Raw genomic sequence first — 23218 nt, forward strand, 5'->3', positions numbered from 1 at the left:
GTCGTCGTTCGACGCGGCCACATACCACGATTGTCGTAACGTATCCCTCCTGAAAGATAACGCTTTTTTGACGGCCTAGATAACTCGGGGTATGGCTGATGAGTTAAAACGCGGGCTCGAGGGCGTCCTCGTCGCGGAGTCAGATCTGAGCTACGTCGACGGCGAGGTCGGGAAGCTCGTGTATCGCGGGTACGACATCGAAGACCTGGCGCGGGGCGCGAGCTACGAGGAGGTGCTGTACCTCCTGTGGCACGGCTCGCTCCCCACCGCCGCGGAGCTCGACGCGTTCGCCGCCGACCTCGCGGCGGAGCGCGAGGTTGACGACGACGTCATCGAGACGGTCCGCGCGCTCGCGGACGCCGGCGAGCGTCCGATGGCCGCGCTCCGGACCGCGACATCGATGCTGTCGGCGTACGACCCGGACGACGAGGCCGACGCCGGTGAGACCACGCTTCGTCAGGGACGACGGATCACGGCGAAGATCCCGACGGTCCTCGCCGCGTTCGAGCGCGTCCGTCAGGGCGAGGAGCCGGTCGCCCCCGACCCGGACCTCTCGCACGCCGGGAACTTCCTCTACATGCTGACCGGGACCGAGCCGGACGACGTGAGCGAGGAGACGTTCGACATGGCGCTCACGCTCCACGCCGACCACGGGCTCAACGCCTCCACGTTCACCGCGATGGTGATCGGGTCGACGATGGCGGACGTTTACTCCGGCGTCACCGGGGGTATCGGCGCGCTCTCCGGCCCGCTCCACGGCGGCGCGAACCAAGACGTGATGGAGGTGCTCCACGAGGTGGACGCCTCCTCGAAGGACCCCGTCCAGTGGGTGAAAGACGCCCGAGACGACGGACGGCGCGTCCCCGGCTTCGGGCACCGCGTCTACAAGGTGAAAGACCCCCGCGCGAACATCCTCGAGGAGAAGCTTCGCGACCTCGCCGAGTCGTCGGGCGACACCAAGTGGCTGGACTACACCACCGCCATCGAGGAGTACCTCACCGAACAGGGGCTCGTCGAGGAGGGGATCGCCCCGAACGTCGACTTCTACTCCGGCTCCGTCTACGACTCGCTCGGTATCCCCGTCGACATGTACACGCCCATCTTCGCGATGAGCCGCGTCGGCGGCTGGATCGCGCACGTCGCCGAGTATCAAGAGGACAACCGCCTCATCCGTCCGCGCGCCCGGTACACCGGTCCGGAAGACAGCGAGTTCGTTCCCCTCGACGAACGGTAACGGTCGCGCCCGCCGCCCACCCGCCTTCTCCGAACGGCTCTTCAAACGTCGCGGCGCGTCACCCGCTCGCAGAATATGTGCGTCCGCGACCGATCGGCCCGGCTCCTCAGATTCCGAACCGCTCGCGGGCGTACTTCGCGAGCAGCGGGACATCGTCGAGGTGAAGCAGCCGCGCCATCCCCGCCTTCTCGCCGCGGTTCGCCTTCGCCAAGATGTCGTCGTCCGTCTCTTGGAGATCGCGCATCAACCGGTCGTACCGCTCGTTGGGTGCGAGGTACAGCAACTCCGTGAGCGTCAGTCGCGACTCCGCGCGCGGCGCCACGTCTCGGTGCCAGAGCGTCTCGTACACCGCAAGGCTCTCCGCGTCGATGCGCCGCTCCGAGTCGGTGAGACAGCGGTCGACGGTCGCCGCGGCGGCGCGGGCCGACTTCATGCCCTTGTGGATCCCTTCTCCCCACAGCGGGTCGATGCTCGGCACGGTGTCGCCGACGGCGAGGAACCGGTCGGTGTACATCTGCTCCGGGCGCTGAATGTGCGCGGAGCCGCGGTGGACCGTCTCGTCGATCTGTTCCGCCTCGGCGAACCGCGGGTCGCGGTCGATCCAGTCGTCGAGGTACCCGTCGACGGTCTTCCCCGCCTCGGCGAACTCGCGGTGGCGGTCGTTCTGGATGTAACAGATGCCGACCTTCGCGGTGTCCTCGCCGGTCGCGAAGATCCACGAGTAGCCGCCGGGCGCGATGTTGTGGTCCAAGCGGAGCATCATCGCCCGCCGGAGGTCCGCGTAGTCCGGGTGGTTCATCTCGACGCCCTCCATCTCGTACTCGATACCGATGGCTTGGTTCTCGCGTTCGAGGTCGACCACGTCGAGCGCGCTGGCGATCGGTGCGGCCGGACCGGTAGCGTCGATCACGATGTCGGCGTACACCGCTTCGTCGCCGTTGTACCGCACCCCCTCGATGACGCCGTCGTCGTCGAGGATCGGCCGCGAAACCCGCGCGTCGAAGCGGTACTCCGCGCCGTTGTCGCGACCGTCGGCGACGAGGAACTGCTTGAACTCCGCGAACTCCAACACCGCGCCCGGCTGGTAGCTCTCATAGTACTCGTTGGGCGACTCCAGCACGACGTCATCGGTGTACGACATCACGACGTCGTCGGGGATTCCGAAAGAGGACATCATCGACGGGAACGTGCCCGCCGTCGACTTGTTGCTCTGTCGCGGGAACTCGTCTTCCGACTCCGTCTCTAAGACGACGACGTCGTAGTCGCGCGTCGCCAGGTCACGGGCGCACTGCGCGCCCGCCGGACCGGCGCCGGCGATGGCGACGTCGTAGCGGTCAACCATACACGACGGTTACGGACCCACCTAATTAGGCTTGCTGAAACCCACCGGAAAATACGCGCGAACCCCCTCGTTCGCCCGGTTTTGGCCGTCGAGAGAGGTCGGAATTACCGGGGTCTCATCCGGCGGTCGGACCCAGGCCCGGCCCCCGAAACGGGCGTCGGATCGGGTCCGCCCGCCGAGACCGCGGCGCGGTTCAGTAGAACTCGCGGACGAGGTCGGTCGCGCCCTCGGGGGCGCCGTCCGGAAGCACCGACATGTCCTCGTCGACGCCGTGCTGCTCGTGGTACGGCACCGACGACTCGTCCTTGTAGATGACGCCCTGGTGTTCCTTCTCGTTGTCGAGGATCACGTCCTTCGCCGCCTCGCGGTCGGTCGGGTCGTGGTCCGCCTCCTTCAGGTCGACCAGCGAGTCGCGGAAGTAGTCGTACGTGTCGACGTCGTTGAAGGTGACGCAGGGGGAGTAGACGTTGACGAAGCCGAACCCGTCGTGCTCGATGGCCTCCTGGATGATCTCTTGGTGGCGGAGCGCGTCCGAGGAGAACGACTGCGCGATGAACGTCGCGCCGGAGGCGAGCGCCAGCGCGTGGGGGTTCACCGGCGGCTGTTTGGGCCCGTCGGGGCTCGTCGACGTCTCGAAGTCCTCGCGGGAGGTCGGCGACGCTTGGCCCTTCGTCAGCCCGTAGATGCGGTTGTCCATCACGACGTACGTCATGTCGACGTTGCGCCGGACGGCGTGGACGAAGTGGCCCGCGCCGATGGAGTAGCCGTCGCCGTCGCCGCCGGCCACCATCACCTCGATGTCGGGCCGCGCCATCTTGACGCCGGTGCCGACGGGGAGCGCGCGCCCGTGAACCCCGTGGAGCGCGTAGCTGTGCATGTACGTGCCGATCTTGCCGGAACAGCCGATGCCGGCGACGACGAAGGTGTTGTCGGGGTCGTTGCCCGTCTCCGCGAGGGCCTTCATCATCCCGTTCATCGTCCCGAAGTCGCCGCACCCCGGGCACCACGTCGGCTGCTTGTCGGACTTGAAATCGGTGAATCGAATGTCTGAGCTCATTGGTTACGCCTCCACCCCCGCTTCGAGGGTCGACTTGATCTCCGCTGCGAGTTCGTCGGCCTTGAACCGCACGCCGTTGTACTTGTTCACGCGGTCGACGCGTTCGAGCACGTCGTGTTCGACGAGGTCCGCGAACTGGCCCTGCTCGTTACACTCGACGACGACCGTCGTCTCGGCGGCCGCCACGTCTTCCGCGAGGTCCGGCCGCGGGAAGATGTACGGGACCGAGAGGACCCGCACGTCCAGTCCGTCCTCGTCGAGGAACTCCACTGCCTCGGCGAGCGCGCCCTCGTTCGACCCCCACGTGATGACGAGGGTGTCCGCGTCCTCGTCACCGAACTCGCGCGGGCTCCAGTCCTCGCGCTCACGGGCGGTCTCGACCTTGCGGTTGCGCTTGTCGACCTGCTCGACGCGCATCTCCGTGTCCTCTGTCCGGCGGCCCTGCTCGTCGTGTTCGAGGCCGGTGGACATGTGCGCGCCGTCGGCCGTACCGGGGAACGCCCGCGGCGAGACCCCGTCGTCGGTGATCTCGTGGGGCTGGAAGCCGCCCGACTCGCTCATGTGGTCGTCGATCGCCGTCTCGTCGACGACCTTGCCGCGGTCGATCTCCACCTCGTCCATGTCGAACGTCTCCGGGGAGAACGTCTGCTCGGTGACCGCCATCGAGAGGTCGGCGGTGAGGTAGACAGGGAGCTGGTACTTCTCGGCGAGGTTGAACGCCTCGACGGTCTTCCAGAAGCACTCCGAGATGGTGGTCGGCGCGAGGACGAACCGCGGCACCTCGCCGTGGCCGCCGTACAACATCTGGTTCAGGTCGCCCTGCTCCTGTTTCGTCGGCATCCCCGTCGAGGGGCCCGAGCGCATCACGTTACAGATGACGAGCGGCGTCTCCGAGGTGGCGATGAGCCCGAACGTCTCGGTCATCAGGTCGATCCCCGGCCCGGAGGTCGCGGTCATCGCGCGGGCGCCGCCGCGGGCCGCGCCCAGCGCCATGTTGATCGCGGAGAGCTCGTCTTCCGCCTGGACGACGTGGCCGCCGTACCGCTCGATGCGGCCAGTGAGGTACGTCATCACGTCGGTCGCGGGCGTGATCGGGTAGCCGGCGTAGAAGCGGCAGCCGGCCGCGATGGCGCCCATGCCGATCGCTTCGTCGCCGTTGAGGAGGACGTAGTCCTCGTCGGTGGTCTCCAGCGAGTAGTCGAACTCGTGGTCGTACTCGTCGGCGACGTACGACTGGCCCGCGCGGGCCGCCTCCTTGTTGTTGTCGACGAGCTTCTGGCCCTTGTCCTTGAACCGCTTCTCCAGCGCCGAGTCGAGGTTCTCGATGGGGAACTCGGCCACCTCGCAGGCCGCGCCGAGCGCGACGACGTTCCGCATAATCGCGCCGCCGGCCTCCTCGGCCAGGCTCTTCAGCGGCACGTCGAGGCCGATCATCCCCTCGGGGATCTCGACGTCCTGCATCGTCGTCCGTTCGCCGTCGTAGATGATCACCGACCCCTCGTGGAGCTCGTCGAGGTTCTCCTCGATCGTCCGGGGGGTCAACGCGATGAGCACGTCGAGTCGGTCAACGACGCTCTGTACCTTGTCGACGGAGGTCCGCACCTTGTAGGCGGTGTAGCCGCCTCGTATCCGAGATGCGAAGTCCTTCGACGTGAACACGTGTCGACCCGCGCGGGAAAGCGCCTGTGCGAAGATCTTCCCCGTCGAGTCGATGCCGTCGCCGGCCTCTCCGCCGACAGCCCAGTTGAAATCCGCAGCCATGTGCTATGGGCAAGGTTCCGGCGGACTCATCAAAAGGCTTCTGGAAGGAGCCACCGAGGTGTATCTGGACGTACGTCTTCGATATCGCGAATATTGTCAGCTTTGAGCCCTATATACCTTGTAATAACGCATATAATTGGACGTTCGTTCACCAAAATCATCACGATCGACCCTTCGCGTCGGACCCGTTTTCGACGTTTGACGAACTGCGTCGGCCCCGTGCGCGGCGGACTTGTTCACGACGAGGTAGGCCAAGGCGTCGGGTATCCCCGCATCTGGCGTCCATGTGTCGGGTCGTCCCCACGCCGAGGCGGTCGGCCCTGCGGGCCGGTCACCGCAGCGGGGATCTGGGCCTCCCGTCCGAACCGGTTTCGACATGGGCAGGACCGACGGCGACGGGAAGGCGTTTGTGTCTGCCCCGCCGATCCGACGTATGGACACGACAGCGACGGTCGAGTCGGTGGAGCCGGTCGGCTCCGACACGTACGCCCTCCGCTTCCGCGCCCCCGAGGGGTTCGCGGCCGAACCCGGACAGTTCGTGAAGCTCGGCACCGAGATCGACGGCGAGTCGGTCGCGCGGTTCTACACCCTCTCGTCGCCCCGCGTCGGCGAGACGTTCGAGGTCACGGTCGGTATCGACCCCGACGAGGGCGGCGAGTTCTCGGCGTTCCTCTCCGGCGCCGAGGCGGGCACCGAGATGACGCTCTCCGGCCCCTTCGGCGACCAGCACTACGACGGCGAGCCACGCGCGGTCGTGATCGCGGGCGGCCCCGGGGTCGGCCCCGCGGTCGCCATCGCCGAGCGCGCGCTCGACGAGGACGCCGAGGCCGCCGTCGTCTACCGCGACGACGACGTGGCCCACGCCGATCGGATCGACGCCCTCCGCGAGCGCGGCGCCGCGGTCAGGCTGCTCGACGGCGATGCCCCCCTGACCGACGCCGTCGCCGACGTCCTCACCGGCGCCGACGGCGGGACCGTGTTCGTCTACGGGTTCGCCGACCTCGTCGCCGACGCGGAGGCCGCCATCAAGGCGGCGGGCGGCGACGCGGACGCCGCGAAGGTCGAGAACTTCGGGTAGGCGCGGCCGCAGGCCGGGCCGTCCGCGCTCGCGTCGGCGCCTCGGCCGATCTTCGCGGCGTCGCCGGCCGGCGCCGCCACGCTTTACACACCTCCCCCGCGAGGACCGGGTATGGACTACCGACGGCTCGGGAACACCGGGCTCAGCGTCTCGGAGCTCTGCTTCGGCACGTGGCGGTTCGGGCGCGAGACGAACGGCGTCGTGGAGACGGGTCGCGAGGAGTCACACGAGCTCCTCGACGCGGCCGCGGACCGCGGGATCAACTTCATCGACACGGCCAACGTCTACGGGACGCCGAACGGGAAAAGCGAGACGTACATCGGCGAGTGGCTCGCGGAGCGGGACCGCGAGGACTACGTGATCGCCTCGAAGGTGTACTTCCCATTCGACGGGCGCGGCGAGCCCGGACCCAACGACTCCGGGCTCGGCCGGAAACACATCCGCGCGCAGATCGAGGGGACCCTCGACCGGCTCGGCACGGACTACCTCGATATCTACTACATCCACCGCTGGGACGAGGACACCCCCATCGAGGAGACGATGCGCGCGCTCGACGAGCTGGTCGCCGAGGGAAAGGTCCACCACCTCGGCGCGTCGACGATGGCGGCGTGGCAACTGACGAAGGCGCAGTGGACCGCCGACGCCAACGGGTACGCGGGCTTCGACGTGGTCCAGCCACTCCACCACGCGGGCTACTACGAGGACGTGAAGGAGTACCTCGACGTCTGTATCGACCAAGACCTCGCGGTCTGCCCGTACTCTCCGCTCGCGGGCGGGTTCCTCACCGGGAAGTACGAGCGCGCCGACCCGGACGACCCCGAGCAGGTGATCGCGCCCGACGGCTCCCGGGCGAGCTTCGACGACCGGTTCGAGCGCTTCTATCTCTCCGAGCGCGGCTGGAAGGTGCTCGACGCGGTCCGCGATGTGGCCGACGAGTGGGACGCGACGCCCGCGCAGGTCGCGCTTGCGTGGCTCTCCGGCTGGGACGAGTTCACCTGCGTCCCCATCGTCGGCGCGCGGACGGTCGACCAGCTCGACGAGAACGTCGCGGCGGCCGACCTCCACCTCTCCGACGAGCAGTGGGACCGGATCATGGACGCGCGCTACGACCCGGACGGGAACCGCTGGGGCCACTGAGCAGTCGCCTCCCGTCCACAAGCGGCCGCTACTCGTCGAAGTCCGGCAGGTCGTCCGGCGCCTCGAAGTCGGCCTCCCAGTCGATGTACTCCTCCTTGAGCGTCTCGCAGACGATCTGCCCGAGCTCCGTGAGCCCCGCGTTGATCGCGGAGACGGTCCCCCACGAGTCGAGGTCCGGGTGGAGGTCGCGCTCCTTCCAGTCCTCTGGCAGCCCCGGCGCGTGGTAGCCGACCCGGTCGGCGAAGTCGTCCCAGAAGAAGTCGAACCGGGAGACTAACTCGAGGTCGAGCGCGATCTGCCAGTCCGCCGCGTCCATGTCGCTGCCCGCGGCCCACTGGTCGAACGCCTCCTCCCACGCGCCCTCGCGGAGGAGCGCTTCGAGGTCGTCGCGGCGGTACTCGCCGCCAGCCACCTCGGCGTCCTCGTACTCGTTCGGGTCGACGGCGGCGAGTTCGGGAGGCTCCGGCAGGTCGACGTCGAGTGACATGGTCCGTAGTGGGTGCCGACGGGCCAAAACGCTACGGGAACGGAGCGCGGCGAGGCGGCCGCCCCCCGCGTCCGCTCCGATCCGGTCCTTTTACCGCGGTTCCGTTCCGAGGTCGGGTATGAACCTCCGCGCCGTCTCGCGTCGGGTCGGGATCGCCGCCGCGGTCGTCACCGTCGTCGCGCTCGTCGCGCCGTACGCGATCATCACGGGGCCGGAGTACGCGTCGCAGCTCGCGTCCTACTACGCCTCCGGGGCCGTCGGCTGGAGCGGGATCGCGCTGTTCGCGCTGCTCGCCGCGGTCGTTATCGCCTCGGTCGAGCAGGGGAACGTCGACCCGGGGACGCTCGCGGGCGTGGCAATCGTCCTCGGGCTCGCGACGACGGCGAGCGCGGCGACGTGGGCGCTCGCGGTCCAACCGACCGCCGTGTTCCGCGACCACCTCTGGCTGGTGTGGCACGCGCCCGCCGTCGTCGCGCTCTCCGTCCCGCTGCCGCTCTCCGCGGCGGTGTACGTCCGAGCGGTGTTATCGTAGCCGAGACGCCGGAACGCGCGGGACGCCTCTTTTCCGACGCGCGCTCGCCGCCCGCGTCGCCGTCGGCCGGCGAACGAAAGGCCCTTATGCCGCACCCGAATATCGTCGAACGGACTAGGTCGGGCGGTTAGGCCCCGCTCGTTACCCGTGAGGCAGTCTTCAGCGGGGACCGAACAGCGGGCACGTCCGGTCAGACCGGCACGGGCCCCGAGAGCCAACGTGGAAGCCTCGTCCGCCGGGGACAGCGGTCCGTGGCGCCCGCTCGCAGGAGCGGTCCGTCGCGGTTCGTCGGCAATATTGGGTCAGGCGCGGAAGCGAGCAGCCCACCGCCGGACGCCAGTCGCTCGTCGGGTCGCGGGGTGGAGGAGGCAATCGGGATACCCCGTGACGGAACGCCGGGCTACCCCGCCTGTCCGCCATTCATACGCTGATTCGTTCGACGAGTGGTGATGCTGTGACGCTACGGTCGCCGGTGTGAGCGTCGACGCCGCGAGCGTTTACTTATACGTAAAATCACCCTCATCCGGGCTCCAGTTATACGCAATTGACGCCGCCACGCTGAGCAACCTCGAACACCCAGCCGCTCGGCTGTCTGACGATACCATTTATGAATTATCGATCGAAACGACCACCACCGAAGCCCCAGCCGCGAGCCCCGCCCCGCACAGCGACCGCGCCTCACACCTCCCCAGCCTCGTCGGCGGTCCTCCGCTCCGCTCCGGACCACCGACTCCCTCGCGCGTGCTCCTCGCGTCCTTCGGACGCTCGGAGGCACGCGCCACAGCGGCCACAAAAAACCAGTCCCGCGGCTCAGCGACCGGTGTCGTACTTGTACGTCGCCGAGTCGGGGTCGATCCCGAAGTCCTCCGCCGACTCCTCCGGCTCGTCGTCGCCCGTCGGCTCGGCGTCCTTGAACGCCCGCCGGAACCGGTCCGCCATCTCGAACGCGTCGACGGTCAGTTCGAGGCCGACGACCCCGCCGCCGAGGAACTCGCGCTTCTCGGTGAGGCGGTCCGAGAGGGCCGGCGGGAGGTCGTCGGTGTCGACGCGCTCGAAGCCGAACTGCGTCAGGTACTCCGGCTGGTCGGTGAGTACGTACACCGTCTCGAACCCGTCCGCGGCCGCGGTGTCGACGAGGCGCTCCACGACGTGCGCCCCGACGCCGCGGTCGCGCCACTCGGGGAGGACGCCGATGCCGGTGAGCTCGATCCGGTTTTCCTCGTCCTCGTCGCCGCGGTGGAGGCGGAGCCGACCGAACCCGGCCCGGTCGCCCGACTCCTCGTCGACCGCGATCACGTAGTCCCGCGACCGGAAGGCGACGTCGTCGAGCCCCAGCTGCTCGATCGCGTCCAACAACCACGCCTCGTCACGGTTTTTGGCGTCGCGGACGTACATAGACGGCTGTACGAGGGCGGAGGTGAAAAGCGGTTCCCCGGCCCGATCGTCCGCCGTCATCGCGTCGCTTTTGCCCGCCGGCCGCCGACCCGACGCGTATGGAATTCGCCGCGCTGGCTGAGCGGGCGGAACGGGTGGCCGCGCACGACGGCGACATCGAGACGACCCTCGCGGTCGCCGACCTGCTCGCGGACGCCGGCGACGGCGGCGCGAACCACGGGTCGACCGACGACCTCCCGGTCGTCGTCCGGTTCCTCCTCGGTCGTGTCTTCCCCGCCCACGACACCCGTACGCTCGACGTCGGGCCCGCGCTCTGCCGCGAGGCGATCGCCCGCGCCGCGGGCCCGAACGTCGACGCCGCCGACGTCGAGGACCGCCTCGCCGAGCGGGGCGAGATCGGTGCGGTCGCGGCCGCGTACGACTTCGGCGGCCAGCGGGGCCTCGCCGCGTTCGGCTCCGGTCGCGACGCGCTCACGGTGGCCGCGCTCGACGAGGAACTCCGCAACCTCGCGGCCGCGAGCGGCGACGGCAGCGAGTCGCGCAAACGCGACGCCCTGTTCGGGCTGTTCACCCGCTGTTCGCCGAGCGAGGCGGCTTTCCTCGCCCGCCTTGTCCTCGGCGAGATGCGGCTCGGCGTCGGCGAGGGAACCGTCCGGGACGCGATCGCGGAGGCGTTCCTGACCTCCGAGACGGCCCACGACGGCGCCGAGTCCGGGGACGACGATGACGGCCCCGCCGACGGCGACGGTCCCGAACTCACCGCGCCCGACGACGCGGTCGCGGCCGTCGAGCGCGCGCTTCAGGTGACGAACGACTACGGGCGGGTCGCCGTCCGCGCCCGCGACGAGGGAATCGCGGGGCTCCGCGAGGAGTCGCTGCGCGTCGGCCGCCCGGTCCAGGCGATGCTCGCGCAGGCGGGCACCGCGACCGACGCGCTCGACGCGTTCGGCGAGGTCGCCGTCGAGACGAAGTTCGACGGGGCTCGCGTTCAGGTTCACTACGCGCCGCACGGAGCCGAGGCGGACGACGGCGTGCCGGACGGCGACGCGCCGGGCGGCGAGGGCACCGCGCTCGGTCCACGGCTCTACTCGCGGAACATGGACGACGTGACGGACGCGCTCCCCGAGATCGTCGAGTTCGTCGCCGACCGCGTCGACGCGCCCGTCATCCTCGACGGCGAGGTCGTCGCGGTCGACGACGACGGCGACCCGCTCCCGTTTCAGGAGGTGCTGCGGCGGTTCCGGCGAAAACACGACATCGACCGGATGCGCGAGGCGGTCTCCCTGCGGCTCCACGCGTTCGACTGCCTCCACGCCGACGGCGACGACTTACTCGACGAACCCCTCACCGCGCGCCACGAGCGGCTCCACGAGTTCCTCCCGGACGCAGCCGCGGATCTCACCGTCGCCGCGGACACGGACTCGATCGCGGCCGAGGAGCGGGCCGCGCTCGACGCGGGCCACGAAGGCGTCATGCTGAAGAACCCCGACGCGGCGTACACTCCCGGCGACCGCGGGCGCGACTGGCTGAAGCGAAAGCCCGACGTGGAGACGCTCGACGCCGTCGTCGTCGGGGCCGAGTGGGGCGAGGGGCGCCGTGCGGAGCTGTTCGGCACGTTCCTGCTCGCGGTCCGCGAGGGGGACGAGTCCGCGGCGCAGAACGCCGGGAACGACGCGGCCGACCGCGACGCCGGCGGCCGCGACGCCGACGACCCCGCGCCACCGGGGTACGCCACGGTCGGCAAGGTGGCGACGGGGATCACCGACGAGACGCTCGCGGACCTCACGGAGCGGTTGGAGCCGCACGTCGTCGACGAGACGGGGACGACGGTCTCGTTCGACCCCGAACTGGTGGTCGAGGTCGGCTACGAGGAGATCCAGACCTCGCCGACGTACTCCGCAGGCTACGCGCTCCGGTTCCCCCGCTTCGTCGGCGTCCGCGAAGACAAGGGGGTCGACGACGCCGACTCGCTCGCCCGCGTCCGTCGGTTCGCCGGCGACGACTGACGTTCCGACACGCGAAACTCCTTGACGGTCCGGTTCGTAGGGTAACACATGCCAGGCCCGCTCGGCGACGCGACGCGGCGAGACCTCACCGACGCGGCCGTCGAGCGACTCGCGGCGGCGGGGTTCGAGGTCGACCGCCCGGAGACGGGCGCCGAGCCGCCGGCGGTCGCGACCCGCGGCGACGACCGGTTGGCGGTGGAGCCGCTCGCAGCGGACGACGCGACGCCGATCGTGATCGCCTCGCGGCTCGGCCACGCGCTCGACCGGGGCCGCCGCGCGCTGTTCGTCGCCCGCGACGCCGACACCGCGGCGGCCGTGCGCGACCTCCTCGCCGACCCGCCGCTGCTCGCCGAGCGGACCGACGGTCGACGAACCTTCCACCTCGGCCCGGACCGGGTCCCGGTCTCGGGCGGCGGCTACGCCTGCGTCCGCGCCGACGGCCTCGGCCATCCGACGTTCGGCTGGCGCGAGACGGACACGCCCCTCGGCCCGGTGACGGCCCGCTCGGACGTCGACGCCGCCGCGGTCGACGACGAAGGGCGACCCGTCGTCCCCCGGCTCCTCTGCGAGGTCGACGGCGAGGCGGTCGCCGTCCTCGCCGGCGTCGATAGCCTCCAGACCCCGCCGGACGAGGCGTTCCCGTTCGCGTACCGCCGCGATCCGGACGACAAGCGGTTCCGCGTCCGGCGGGGAGGCGACGGGACGGTCGTCGAGACGGTCAGCGGGTTCGCGGCGCTGCGCGAGGCCGGATACGTTCCGATTCCGATGCCGCTCGTTCCCGAGCACGCGCTAGGGCGGTCGATCGACGACGAGACGCTCACGGCGGCGTGGGACCTGCTCGTGATCGGTGAGGGCGAATCGGTCGACGACGGCTCGGTCGACGACGGGGCGATCGGCGACACGGCCCTCGACGCCGACCGCGACCGATAGCCACCCTCAAGACGAGCGCGCCCGCAGACGGTAACATGACGGTCCGCTACGAGGAGTTCTCGGTGGAGTGGCTCGGCTACGCGACGGCGCGGCTGGAGACGGACGGGGGGCCGGTGGCCTACACCGACCCCGGCCGGTACGGCGTCCTCGACGACTACTGGGCGCGCGACGGCGACCTCGTCGTCGTCACCCACGACCACCACTACGACAGCGACGGGATCCGGTCTGTCGCGAGCGAGGACGCGACGCTCGTGATCTACGACGGGGTCGACCCCGCCGGCATCGACCGCGACGTGGAGCCGATCGACGCGCTCGCGGAAGAGTACGAGGTCGTCCGCGTCGGCGAGGAAGACCGCGTCGACGTCGAGACGCCCGCCGGCGAGGTACGGGTCTGGCCCGTCCCGGCACACAACGATCCGGAGGGGCCGAACGCGGACGCCGACGGCTCGGTCGCGCACCCGCCCGGGTTCGGCTGCGGCTTCCTCCTGTCGCTCGGCGGGCGCACCGTCTTCTGGCCCGGCGACTCGGACGCGCTCGACGGGTTCGCCGAGCTCGACGTCTCCGTCTTCCTCGCGAACATCGGCGGGGGCGGCATCGTCTCGGACCCCCGCGAGGCGGCGGACCTGGCCGAGGCGATGGACCCCGACCTCGTCGTCCCGATCCACTACGACACGTTCGACCTGCTGGAAGCCGACGGCGAGGCGTTCGCCGGGGACGTGGCGAGCCGGTCGATACCGGTCGCGCTCGACGCGCGCTCGGCGAACCAGTAGTCGGACCGGGCGGACGGATACCCGAATCTGACGGACTGATTGCCGAACCGGACGGCGCGAACCTCTCGGCCGGTGGCCTTTTTACTCCGCCGCGTCCTTCCCCGGTCGCATGACCACCGAGTCCGCGCTGGCCGACGGGGTCCGGGAGGCGCTTTCGGTCGACGCCGAGGCGTTCGCCGAGCGCGCGGCCGAGGAGGCCGAGATCGTCAAACAGGAGCTACGCGACGGCTCCTTCGACAACCACCAGTCGATCGTCGGCTTCGAGTACGAGTTCTACGCGGTCGGCGACGGCCGGTGGAGCGAGGAGTCCCGGGCCGGCGAGTACGCGCTGATGCGCGTGCCGCGCCGCCTCTTGGAGCTGATGGGCTTCGAGAAGGAGCTGGGGCTCCACAACGCCGAGATGTCCACGAGCCCGCAGCCCCTCTCCGACCACGGGCTCCGCGCCCAGCTCGCCGAGGTCCGCGCCCGTCTGGAGGCCGCAGAGAACACCGCGGGCGTCGAGGGGATGCGCCTCGTCTCCGACGGCCTCTGGACTATCCCGCCGGCGGGCGAGACCGCGGAGGGATACCTCACCGACAGCGTCGCTGTCGACGGCGTGGTGGTCGCGGTCAACATGAGCGACGCGGTCCGGTACCACGCGATGGCGAACTCGCGCCGAGACGACCTGAACGCCACCGACTCGAACGGGGGCGCCGCGACCGACGCCGAGGAAGAGCCGGTCGTCACCCTCGACGCGCCGGGCGTGTCGCTGGCGGCGGAGACGGTGATGCCCGAGAGCCTCATCACGTCGATCCAGCCCCACTATCAGGTGGCGCACGCCGAGACGCTGCCGCGGCACTTCCGGTACGCGCTTCGGATCGCCGGCCCCCTGCTGGCGCTCGGCGTCAACTCGCCGTTCTTCCCGCCGGCGCTGTACGACGACGGCTGGGACGGCGAGCGTGTCCTCGCCGAGGGGGCGACGGAGAACCGGGTCCACGTCTTCGAGTCCGTCCTCAACGCGCGGACCGACGCCGACAAGGTCCGGTTCCCCCGGGAGTTCCGCGACGTCGAGACAGCGGTCGACCGCATCGCGGCCGACGAGACGCTCATCCCGATGCCGGACCCGGGCGGCAGCGATCGCTTCGACGACGACTTCGCGACGTTCCGGACGAAACACGGCAGCTACTGGCGTTGGGTTCGCCCCGTCTTCGAGGGGGCGAGCCGCTCGGCCGCGAACGCCCGGATCGAGTTCCGGCCGATCCCCGGCCAGCCCACGGTCCGCGACTCCATCGCGTTTCAGGCGGCCTTCGCCGGGCTGATGCAGGCGCTCGCCCAGCACGAACACCCCGTCATCGGCCTCGAGTGGGAGACCGCGCGCGACAACTTCTACGCCGCCGTCGCCGACGGGCTCGACGCCGACATGGAGTGGATCGACCGCGATGGCCACCGGACGACCGACTCGGACGCGATGTACGCGGACCTCCTCGATCACGCGGAGGCCGGGCTCCGGACCGCCGGCTGCGCGGACGACGAGGCCGCGAAATGGATCGCGCCACTGCGGTGGCGCGTCGCGAACCGCACGACTCCGGCGAGCTGGAAGCGGGACCGCGTCCGCGCCCGACTCGACGACGGCGACGACTTTGCGACCGCGGTGGTCGACACCCAGCGCGAGTACATCCGCCAGCAGGCCGACGCCCTCATCGACGGCGGCTTCTCGGCGTGGACGGACGGGGAGTGACCGCCCCCGTGGTCGCCCGGCGACGCGGGAGCCGGACGGCGCGACCGCGACACAGTACAGTTATCGGTCCGCCGCGTCACGCGGCCGTATGGACGAGCTGATCGCCGCGGCGCGCGAAGCCCTCGACGCCGCCCACGTCCCCTACTCCGAGTACCGCGTCGGCGCCGCGCTCCGGACCGCCGACGGCACCGTCTACACCGGCTGTAACATCGAGAACGCGAACTACTCCAACAGCCTCCACGCCGAGGAGGTTGCGCTCGCGGAGGCGGTGAAGAACGGGCACCGCGAGTTCGACCGGATCGCGGTCTCGTCGGGCGTCCGCGACGGGGTCACCCCCTGCGGGATGTGCCGGCAGACGCTCGCGGAGTTCGCGGCCGACGACCTCGTCGTCGCCTGCGACGAGGGCGACGACGCGGTCACGGAGTACACGCTCGGGGAACTGCTCCCGAACACGATCAACGAGGGCACGCTCGACGACGCGAGAGAGGACTGACGCGAGGGAGGACCGACGCGAGAGAGGACTAGATCGGCGGGAGACCCGTCCGGCCGAGACGGAACTACTTTTAAACGGCTCGCCGAAGGGCGGAGACATGACCGACGACAGCGAGGACCCCAACGACGAGGCCGGATACCACGTCGAGGCCGCGCCCGACGACGTCGCGGACGCGGTCCTCCTTCCCGGTAACCCCGAGCGCGTCGACAAGATCACCGCGCTGTGGGGCGACCACGAGGAGGTCGCGCGCCACCGCGAGTACCGCACCGCGACCGGCAGCTACGACGGCGCCCCGATCTCGGTCACCTCAACCGGGATCGGCTCCCCCTCGGCCGCCATCGCCGTCGAGGAGCTCGCGCGCGTCGGCGTCGACACGTTCATCCGCGTCGGCTCCTGCGGCGCGATCCAGCCGGAGATGGACGTCGGCGACCTCGTCATCACCACCGGCGGCGTCCGGCAGGAGGGGACGAGCGACGAGTACGTGCGCGAGGACTACCCGGCGAGCGCCGACGGCGAGGTGGTCTCCGCCCTGGTCGCGGCCGCCGAGCGGCTCGGTCACGACTACCACACGGGCGTCACGATGAGCGCCGACTCCTTCTACGCCGGACAGGGGCGACCCGGGTTTGAGGGGTTCGAGGCCGCCGGCTCCGACGAGCTCGTCGCGGAGCTTCAGGACGCGAACGTGAAGAACATCGAGATGGAGGCGTCGGCCATCCTCACGGTCGCAAACGTGTACGGGCTCCGCGCCGGCGCGGTCTGCTCGGTGTACGCCAACCGCGTGACCGGCGAGTTCCGGACCGAGGGCGAGTCGCGCGCGGCCGAGACCGCGAGCCTCGCGGTGAAGCTCCTCACGCGGATGGACGAGGTGAAACGCGAGGCGGGCGCGGACCGCTGGCACGCCGGCCTCTCGCTGTAGCGGGCGCTCCGGCCGTCACGCTGCTCGCTGCCGGGCGCGGGCGTTCCAAAGCGACTTTACCCACGGACCGCGGAGCGGCAGGCATGAGTACACAGGTCGTGGTCGTCGGCTCCGGGTACGCCGGCGCAGGGGCGGTGAAGGCGTTCGAAGACGAGGTCGGCGAGGGCGAGGCCGAGCTCACGTGGATCTCGGAACACGACTATCACCTCGTTCTCCACGAGGCCCACCGCGCGATCCGGAACCCCGCGGTCGAAGACAAGATCACGATCCCCGTCGACGAGATCAAGTCCCCCGAGTCCGACTTCGTCCAGGGCCGGGTCGTCGACGTCGACACCGACGAGCGCGCCGTCGAGACCGACGACGGCACGACCGTCGACTACGACTACCTCCTCCTCGCGGTCGGCTCCACGACCGCCTTCTTCGGCATCGAGGGGCTGAAGGAGAACGCCCACCAGCTGAAGGGGCTCGACGACGCGAAGGCGATCCACGAGGACGTCCGCGAGGCGGCCGCCGACGCGACCCGCTCGGACCCGGCGCAGGTCGTCGTCGGCGGCGCCGGCCTCTCCGGCATCCAGACGGCCGGTGAGATCGCCGAGTACCGCGACAAGCACCGCGCCCCGCTTGAGATCAAACTGGTCGAGGGGCTCGACGAGGTGTTCCCCGGCAACGACCCGCAGATCCAGGGGGCGCTCCGCCAGCGGCTGGAGGACGCCGACATCGAGATCCTCACCGGCGACTTCATCTCGGAGGCCGACGAGGGGGCTGTCTACCTCGGTGGCGGCGAGGACGAGGAGCCGGAAGAGCTCGGCTACGACGTGCTGATCTGGACCGGCGGCATCACGGGCCAGCCCGAACTGGACAACGTCGAGGTCGAGAAGGACGACCGCTCGAACCGCGTCCACGCCGGCTCCGACTTCAGCACCAGCGACGACCGCGTGTTCGCCATCGGCGACACCGCCCTCGTCGAGCAGGGCGACGACGACGTGGCCCCGCCGACCGCGCAGGCCGCCTGGCAGGCCGCGGAGGTCGCGGGCGCGAACCTCGCCCGCGCCGCCCGCGGCGCGCCGCTCCGCTCGTGGACCCACGAGGACAAGGGGACGGTCATCTCGGTCGGTGAGGAGGCGGTCGCTCACGACGTGATGGGGATGCCGATCAAGACGTTCGGCGGCACGCCCGCGAAGCTGCTGAAGAAGGGCATCGCCACGCGCTGGATCGCCAAGGTCTCCTCCGCGAGCCGCGGCGTCAGCGCGTTCGGCGACATGTGAGATCGGCCGACGCGCGGTAGCGACGCAACTCTCGGCTTTCGATCCTCGGCTCGGGTCGGCCACGACTCAAACGCTGTTCTCCGTCGAACGACCTCCACGGCGCAACGAAACAGCGGCTCTCGCAGTCAGTGTTCGGCCGGCTCGTCGGGGGCTCGCATATCGTCGATCCGCAAGATGAGAATGTTCGCGGTGTCGTCTTTCCCGTCGACCGTCCCGTCGATGACGAGCTTGGAGAGCGGCGTCGGCCCCACGGCGACGCTGTCGCCCTCGTGGAAGTCGCGGACCGAACCCTGAACGTGGATCTCGGCGCGGCACAGCTCGGGGTGGTGGACGCTGGAGAGGTCGATCCCGTCGACGTTGACCCCCTCGACCTCCTCGCCCTCGTGGTAGATCGGGACGTTCGCGGGCTCGTCCATGCGCTGGATGTCGAGCGCCTCGTACGCGTTCGAGGTGGGTTTGTAGCCGCCCTTCGGGCCGGGTACCCCCTCGACCAACTGGAGGGCCTTGAGGCTCTGCATCTGGTTCCGGATCGTCCCGGGGTTGCGGTCGACTTCCTCGGCGATCGCCTCGCCTTTCACGGCGTCCTCTCGTTCCCCGTACAGGTTGATGAGGGCCGAGAGGATGCTTTTCTGGCTCGAAGTGAGCTCGATCGATGACATGGTGCGGAATACACCGCGCCCCCGCTTAAATGCGGTGGAACCCATTTATAAACGATCGTGTGGAATCGTCTCGGCGGCCGGAGACCGTCGGTTCGGGCCGGTTCGGCTCACCCGCCGCGTAGCCGCTTCATCCGCACGTACGCGAGCGGGCTCGACAGCGCGACGACGACGCCGACGCCGATCAGCGCGACGCCGAAGTCGACGGCGACGAACGAGACCGCGGCGCCGACGAGCCCGATCGCCGCGCCGGTGAACGCGACCGCGATGGTCGCGCCGATCGGCTCGATGTCGCCGGGGTCGACCGAGCGGGGATCGGGACTGCTCATGGGCGTCCGTGGCGGCCCGGGCGCAAAACGCTGTCCGATCCGGTCGGTCGGATTCGCTCGGACCGCGGTCGGGCGGATCCCGCCCCGTCGGCTCGACCCGGCCGCCGATCCCCACCATTCAAGCGCCGCGGCGTCGCGTAGCCGGTATGACCACGGTCAGGATCATCGGCGCGCCGACAGACTACGGGGCGAACCGACGCGGAGTCGACATGGGACCGTCGGCGATCCGGTACGGCGGGCTCGCCGACCAGCTCGCCGGCGCCGGCGTCGAGACCGTCGACGCGGGCGACCTCCACGTCCCCCGGGCCGAGGAGCGCGACCCGGACGCGGACGCGCCGAGCGAGGGGGAAGCGAAGTTCATCCGCGAGACGGAAGCGGTCTGCCGGCGGCTCGGCGACGAGGTCGCCGCGACGCTCGCCGACGGCGAGGTGCCGCTGGCGCTCGGCGGCGACCACTCCATCGCCATCGGGAGCCTCTCCGGGTCCGCGCGCGACGCGGACGTCGGCGCCGTGTGGTTCGACGCGCACGCGGACCTCAACACGCCCGCGACGACGCCCTCTGGCAATGTCCACGGGATGCCCCTGGCGGCGGCGCTCGGGATCGGCGAGTTCGCGGACACCGAGTGGGCGAACGCGCCGGGGCTCTCGCCGGAGAACGTCGCCTTGGTCGGGCTCCGCTCGGTCGACGGGGCGGAGGCGGAGCTGATCCGCGACCGCGGCTTCGCGGCGTACACGATGTCGGACATCGACGAGCGGGGGATCACGGCTGTCACGGAGGAGGCGCTCGAGGTCGCGTCCGCGGGCGTCGACGGGATCCACGTCAGCCTCGATCTGGACTGGCTCGACCCCAACGCCGCGCCCGGCGTCGGGACGCCCGTCCGCGGCGGCGTCACCTACCGCGAGGCGCACAGCGCGATGGAGATCGTCGACGAGACTGACGCGCTCCGGTCGATGGAGATCGTCGAGGTGAACCCGACCTTGGACCAGCACAACGAGACGGCTGAGCTCGCGACTGAGCTGGCGGCGAGCGCGTTCGGGAAGCGCGTCTTGTACTGAGAGGCCGGGGTCAGACGCCTCGGTCGAGCTGTTCGACGACCTGCTGGAGGTCCGCCTCGGACTCGACCTCGCCTTTGATCTCCTCGCGGCGGCGCACCGCAGCCGAGTCGGCGTCGTACGCGCGGACGAACTCGGCGCGGGTGTGCTCGTCGAACGCGTGCCGGATCGCGAAGTAGCCGTCGGGGACGATCGTGCCGCACACCTTACACTCGTGGCGCTGGTGGTCGTTCGTCTGGTGGACGATCGCCGCCTCCACGTCGTCGAAGGCGGCGTCGCAGTCGCCGATGCCGCACGTCCAGCGAGGGGCCATACCCGGACTCTCGCCCGAGGGGGATTAACGGTTTCCCAACTCGGCGCGGGCGCGCCGGGGGGTCGACGGGGGTCGGCACCGCGGGTTCACCCCCGCGGTCGCGGCACCGTCGTCGTCGAACGATACCCATTTGCGCGGGCGCGACGACCGTGCGACCGTGACCCGATCGAGAACGCGCGTCGACGCCCACGTCAAGATACTCGACGACGAGGTCGTCGCCCGGGCGAAGGCGCGCGACATCGACGCGCTCGTGTACGCGCCGCACTTCACGCGCCTCCCGACGATCAGCGAGCGTGCGGCCCGGTACACCGACGACGAGCTGACCGTCGTCCCCGCCCGCGAGGTGTTCACCGGCGACTGGGGGAACCGGCGACACCTCCTCGTCCTCGGACTCTCCGATCCCGTCCCCGACTACATCACCTTCGAGGGAGCGATGGCCGAGTTCGAGCGGCAGGACGCGGCCGTCCTCGTCCCGCACCCCGGGTTCGCCACTATCTCGCTCACGCGACCCGAAGTCGACGCGCACGCCGCCCGGATCGACGCGGTCGAGACGTACAACACCAAGCTGCTCCCCCACCAGAACGCGCGCGCCCGCCGGACCGCGACGGAGACCGGCTGCGCCGGGTTCGGATCCTCGTACGCCCACCTCCCCGGCACGGTCGGCGAGGCGTGGACGGCCTTCGAGGGCGACCTCGACGACGCCGAGGCGGTCGCCGACGCCTTCCGCGAGCGACGCCCCCGAACGGTGATCCACCGCGGCGGACTGGGCCACCGGCTCCGCGGGCTCGTGGAGTTCGCGCACCTCGGCTACGAGAACACGTGGACGAAGCTCGACCGAATGTTCCTCTCCGGTAACGAGCCGACCCTCCCGTCGAACGTCGCATACGAGGGGCGATTCGACGACGTGAGCGTCTACGAATAGCGGCCGTGCGAGCGTCTCGGGGCGGCCCGGATCCCGATCGGCTTCCCGGTCAGAGCCCGAAGCCCGCCGCGGCCTCCGACGCCGCGGACAGGTCCAGGTCGAGGCTGACGACGTAGGTGTGAATCGCCCAGAATGCCGTCAGCTCGACCCCGGTGATGACCACCGTGACGAGGTCGGCGTACTTGCTGCTCGTCGTCACGCCGCTCGGCATTCCGAACTCACGGTCCGAGAACGGGTGGAACAGCGCGATGCCGCGTCGGCTGCCGACCACGTCGAGGACGTAGTGGGTCAACACGCCGATCCACACGTACTGGAGGTTGCCGAAGACGATCGGATACGCGAGGAACACCGCGAGCACGGGGAGGCTGTGGAGCGTCTTCCGGTGACGGCCGAAGGCGGTGTCCACGTCGGGGAACAGCGCCCCCAACACGACGGGGACGGTGATCTCGGCGACGGTCGTCGCGGTCGCCGCGTCGAGACCCGGTTCGACGATGAAGCCGAGCCCCAGGGCGAGCAGCAGGCCGTTGAGGACGTGGCCGCGTTTGTTCATGTCTCTGCGTGTGCGGGTCGGCAGGTCAAACCACCGGATCCGGGCGGCGTACCCGGAGAGGATCGCACCGCCTCGCCGTCGACCGGGGTCCACTCACGAGCCGAAACGCTCACGGGCCGAAAGAGCCACGGCGGGCGCGTCCGACCCGACCGTATGGAGTACGAGGAGCCGAAGTTCTTCCACGTGATGCAGTACGCCGCGGCCGCCGACGGCGACGTCATCGACATGGTGAGCGGCAACCCCGACTGGGAGCCGCCCGCCGCGCTCCGAGAGGCCCTCCGCGAGTACGCCAACCTCCCGCCAGCCGACTTCCAGTACCCGCCGAGCGACGGGCTCCGAGAGCTCCGCGGGGCGATCGCCGAGCGCCGGGGCGTCGATCCCGAGCGCGTGGTCGTCACCAACGGCACCGGCGAGGCGAACTACCTCGCGATGGCCCGGGCGCTGGACCGCGACGCTGGTGACGAGGTGCTCCTGATGGACCCGGTGTACCCGTACTACCCCGGGAAGACGCACCTGCTCGGCGGGGAGCCGACGCTCGTGCCCACGGCGCGCGACGGCGGGCTCGACGTCGACGCGATCCGCGAGGCGGCGAGCGAGGACACGGCACTCGTCGTCCTCAACACGCCGAACAACCCGACCGGCGCCGTCTACGACCTCGACGCGGTCCGCGAGGTCGTCGAAATCGCGGCGGCCGTCGACGCGCTCGTCGTCGTCGACGAGGTGTACGACCGGTTCGATCTCACCGGCTCGTTCGAGTCGGCGCTGACGCTGGACTCCGAGCGCGTCATCGTCACGAGCGGCTTCTCGAAGTCGATGGCCATCACGGGCTTCCGCGTCGGGTACGGGGTGTTCCCCGAGGCGCACGTCGGCGACGCGAGGACCCGACACATGCTCGTCAACGTCACCGGGGCGCGCCCCTCTCAGTACGCGGTGTACCACGCGCTCGAAGAGACGCCGTCCGACTACTACGCCGCGTCGCGCGACCTGCTCGCTGACCGCGTCGACGCGTTCGCCGCCGCCCTCGACGCGGCGGGCGCGGAGTACGGCCGCCCGGAGGGCGCCTTCTACGTCCTCGCGCGCTTCGACGGGTTCCCCGGCACGATGGCGAACGTCAAGCGCCTGATCGATGAGGCCGGCGTCGCCGGGATGCCGGGCGAGGCGTTCGGCACCGCCCGCGACGAGTGGATCCGGTTCGCGCTGGTGACGCCCCGAGCGACCGAGGCGGCTGAGCGGCTCGCGGACTACTTCGACGGCGGCCCCGCCGACGCGGGCTGAA

The 23218-nt window shown here is 70.3% G+C and carries 23 protein-coding genes and 1 other RNA gene; 15 read left to right on the top strand and 9 right to left on the bottom strand.

Translation table 11 applies throughout. The features are described 5' to 3' along the window. The first annotated feature begins 91 nt into the window (after positions 1 to 91). Positions 92 to 1234: a citrate synthase gene (citZ, locus tag Z052_RS09340; protein WP_094520386.1), complete on the top strand. Its 1143-nt coding sequence runs from the start codon at positions 92 to 94 to the stop codon at positions 1232 to 1234. A gap of 106 nt (positions 1235 to 1340) precedes the next feature. Here citZ and Z052_RS09345 read toward each other — a convergent pair whose 3' ends face one another. The 3 genes from Z052_RS09345 to Z052_RS09355 form a co-directional block, all read right to left on the bottom strand. After that, on the bottom strand, positions 1341 to 2576 hold the full coding sequence (locus Z052_RS09345) for a digeranylgeranylglycerophospholipid reductase (RefSeq protein WP_049931194.1): 1236 nt from the start codon (positions 2574 to 2576) through the stop codon (positions 1341 to 1343). Positions 2577 to 2769: 193 nt separating this feature from the next. Then, on the bottom strand, positions 2770 to 3633 hold the full coding sequence (locus Z052_RS09350) for a 2-oxoacid:ferredoxin oxidoreductase subunit beta (RefSeq protein WP_049931193.1): 864 nt from the start codon (positions 3631 to 3633) through the stop codon (positions 2770 to 2772). Positions 3634 to 3636: 3 nt separating this feature from the next. Continuing rightward, positions 3637 to 5394 (bottom strand): 2-oxoacid:acceptor oxidoreductase subunit alpha, encoded by a 1758-nt coding sequence (locus Z052_RS09355; protein ID WP_089307894.1) that lies wholly within the window; start codon positions 5392 to 5394, stop codon positions 3637 to 3639. A gap of 433 nt (positions 5395 to 5827) precedes the next feature. Here Z052_RS09355 and Z052_RS09360 point away from each other — a divergent pair, with 433 nt between their 5' ends. Both Z052_RS09360 and Z052_RS09365 read left to right on the top strand, forming a co-directional pair. Beyond that, the gene (locus Z052_RS09360) at positions 5828 to 6472 is read left to right on the top strand and encodes an FAD-dependent oxidoreductase (protein ID WP_094520387.1); all 645 of its coding nucleotides are present in this window, start codon (positions 5828 to 5830) and stop codon (positions 6470 to 6472) included. Positions 6473 to 6583: 111 nt separating this feature from the next. Continuing rightward, positions 6584 to 7609, top strand: coding sequence for an aldo/keto reductase (locus Z052_RS09365; protein WP_094495094.1), 1026 nt, complete (start codon positions 6584 to 6586; stop codon positions 7607 to 7609). A gap of 28 nt (positions 7610 to 7637) precedes the next feature. Here the strand turns inward: Z052_RS09365 and Z052_RS09370 are convergent, their stop codons facing one another. Next, positions 7638 to 8096: a hypothetical protein gene (locus tag Z052_RS09370; protein WP_049931186.1), complete on the bottom strand. Its 459-nt coding sequence runs from the start codon at positions 8094 to 8096 to the stop codon at positions 7638 to 7640. A gap of 118 nt (positions 8097 to 8214) precedes the next feature. Here Z052_RS09370 and Z052_RS09375 point away from each other — a divergent pair, with 118 nt between their 5' ends. Then, entirely contained in the window at positions 8215 to 8628 is a 414-nt protein-coding gene (locus tag Z052_RS09375) for a hypothetical protein (RefSeq protein ID WP_094520388.1), read from the top strand. A gap of 107 nt (positions 8629 to 8735) precedes the next feature. Next, an RNA gene (gene ffs, locus Z052_RS09380) (signal recognition particle sRNA) lies at positions 8736 to 9047 on the top strand. A 391-nt stretch (positions 9048 to 9438) separates the two neighbouring features. Here ffs and Z052_RS09385 read toward each other — a convergent pair. Then, complete coding sequence (locus Z052_RS09385; RefSeq protein WP_049931183.1) at positions 9439 to 10023, bottom strand: GNAT family N-acetyltransferase; 585 nt, start codon at positions 10021 to 10023, stop codon at positions 9439 to 9441. Between the two features lie 98 nt (positions 10024 to 10121). Between Z052_RS09385 and Z052_RS09390 the strand changes: the two genes are divergently transcribed. From Z052_RS09390 to Z052_RS09420, 7 genes are all read left to right on the top strand, one after another. Further along, entirely contained in the window at positions 10122 to 12029 is a 1908-nt protein-coding gene (locus Z052_RS09390) for an RNA ligase family protein (RefSeq protein ID WP_094520389.1), read from the top strand. A gap of 48 nt (positions 12030 to 12077) precedes the next feature. Further along, positions 12078 to 12959 carry a hypothetical protein gene (locus Z052_RS09395; protein WP_094520390.1) on the top strand — a complete coding sequence of 294 codons (882 nt, stop codon included), beginning with the start codon at positions 12078 to 12080 and terminating at the stop codon, positions 12957 to 12959. 35 nt (positions 12960 to 12994) lie between these two features. Continuing rightward, positions 12995 to 13729, top strand: a complete 735-nt coding sequence (locus tag Z052_RS09400) for an MBL fold metallo-hydrolase (RefSeq protein WP_089307889.1) — start codon at positions 12995 to 12997, stop codon at positions 13727 to 13729. Between the two features lie 109 nt (positions 13730 to 13838). Beyond that, a complete protein-coding gene (locus Z052_RS09405) occupies positions 13839 to 15446 on the top strand; it encodes a hypothetical protein (RefSeq protein ID WP_094520391.1) in 1608 nt (535 codons plus the stop codon). A gap of 88 nt (positions 15447 to 15534) precedes the next feature. Further along, entirely contained in the window at positions 15535 to 15939 is a 405-nt protein-coding gene (cdd, locus tag Z052_RS09410) for a cytidine deaminase (RefSeq protein ID WP_049931171.1), read from the top strand. A 97-nt stretch (positions 15940 to 16036) separates the two neighbouring features. Then, the gene (locus tag Z052_RS09415) at positions 16037 to 16855 is read left to right on the top strand and encodes a nucleoside phosphorylase (RefSeq protein WP_049931170.1); all 819 of its coding nucleotides are present in this window, start codon (positions 16037 to 16039) and stop codon (positions 16853 to 16855) included. 83 nt (positions 16856 to 16938) lie between these two features. Further along, positions 16939 to 18120, top strand: a complete 1182-nt coding sequence (locus Z052_RS09420) for an NAD(P)/FAD-dependent oxidoreductase (RefSeq protein WP_086216112.1) — start codon at positions 16939 to 16941, stop codon at positions 18118 to 18120. Between the two features lie 125 nt (positions 18121 to 18245). Here Z052_RS09420 and Z052_RS09425 read toward each other — a convergent pair whose 3' ends face one another. Beyond that, on the bottom strand, positions 18246 to 18779 hold the full coding sequence (locus Z052_RS09425) for an Rrf2 family transcriptional regulator (RefSeq protein WP_099288988.1): 534 nt from the start codon (positions 18777 to 18779) through the stop codon (positions 18246 to 18248). Between the two features lie 107 nt (positions 18780 to 18886). Then, the gene (locus Z052_RS09430; RefSeq protein WP_086220413.1) at positions 18887 to 19105 is read right to left on the bottom strand and encodes a hypothetical protein; all 219 of its coding nucleotides are present in this window, start codon (positions 19103 to 19105) and stop codon (positions 18887 to 18889) included. 146 nt (positions 19106 to 19251) lie between these two features. Here Z052_RS09430 and rocF point away from each other — a divergent pair, with 146 nt between their 5' ends. Next, positions 19252 to 20160: an arginase gene (rocF, locus tag Z052_RS09435; RefSeq protein WP_049931159.1), complete on the top strand. Its 909-nt coding sequence runs from the start codon at positions 19252 to 19254 to the stop codon at positions 20158 to 20160. A 10-nt stretch (positions 20161 to 20170) separates the two neighbouring features. Here rocF and Z052_RS09440 read toward each other — a convergent pair whose 3' ends face one another. Continuing rightward, positions 20171 to 20470 carry a hypothetical protein gene (locus Z052_RS09440; RefSeq protein ID WP_049931157.1) on the bottom strand — a complete coding sequence of 100 codons (300 nt, stop codon included), beginning with the start codon at positions 20468 to 20470 and terminating at the stop codon, positions 20171 to 20173. A 130-nt stretch (positions 20471 to 20600) separates the two neighbouring features. Here Z052_RS09440 and Z052_RS09445 point away from each other — a divergent pair, with 130 nt between their 5' ends. Then, the gene (locus Z052_RS09445) at positions 20601 to 21392 is read left to right on the top strand and encodes a PHP-associated domain-containing protein (protein WP_086216110.1); all 792 of its coding nucleotides are present in this window, start codon (positions 20601 to 20603) and stop codon (positions 21390 to 21392) included. A 49-nt stretch (positions 21393 to 21441) separates the two neighbouring features. Here the strand turns inward: Z052_RS09445 and Z052_RS09450 are convergent, their stop codons facing one another. Next, positions 21442 to 21942, bottom strand: a complete 501-nt coding sequence (locus tag Z052_RS09450) for a metal-dependent hydrolase (protein ID WP_049931154.1) — start codon at positions 21940 to 21942, stop codon at positions 21442 to 21444. Positions 21943 to 22095: 153 nt separating this feature from the next. Here Z052_RS09450 and Z052_RS09455 point away from each other — a divergent pair, with 153 nt between their 5' ends. Continuing rightward, positions 22096 to 23217, top strand: coding sequence for a pyridoxal phosphate-dependent aminotransferase (locus tag Z052_RS09455; RefSeq protein ID WP_049931151.1), 1122 nt, complete (start codon positions 22096 to 22098; stop codon positions 23215 to 23217). Position 23218 lies beyond the last annotated feature (1 nt).

It is taken from the genome of Halorubrum sp. C191 (assembly GCF_002727095.1).
Classification (GTDB): Archaea; Halobacteriota; Halobacteria; order Halobacteriales; family Haloferacaceae; genus Halorubrum; species Halorubrum ezzemoulense.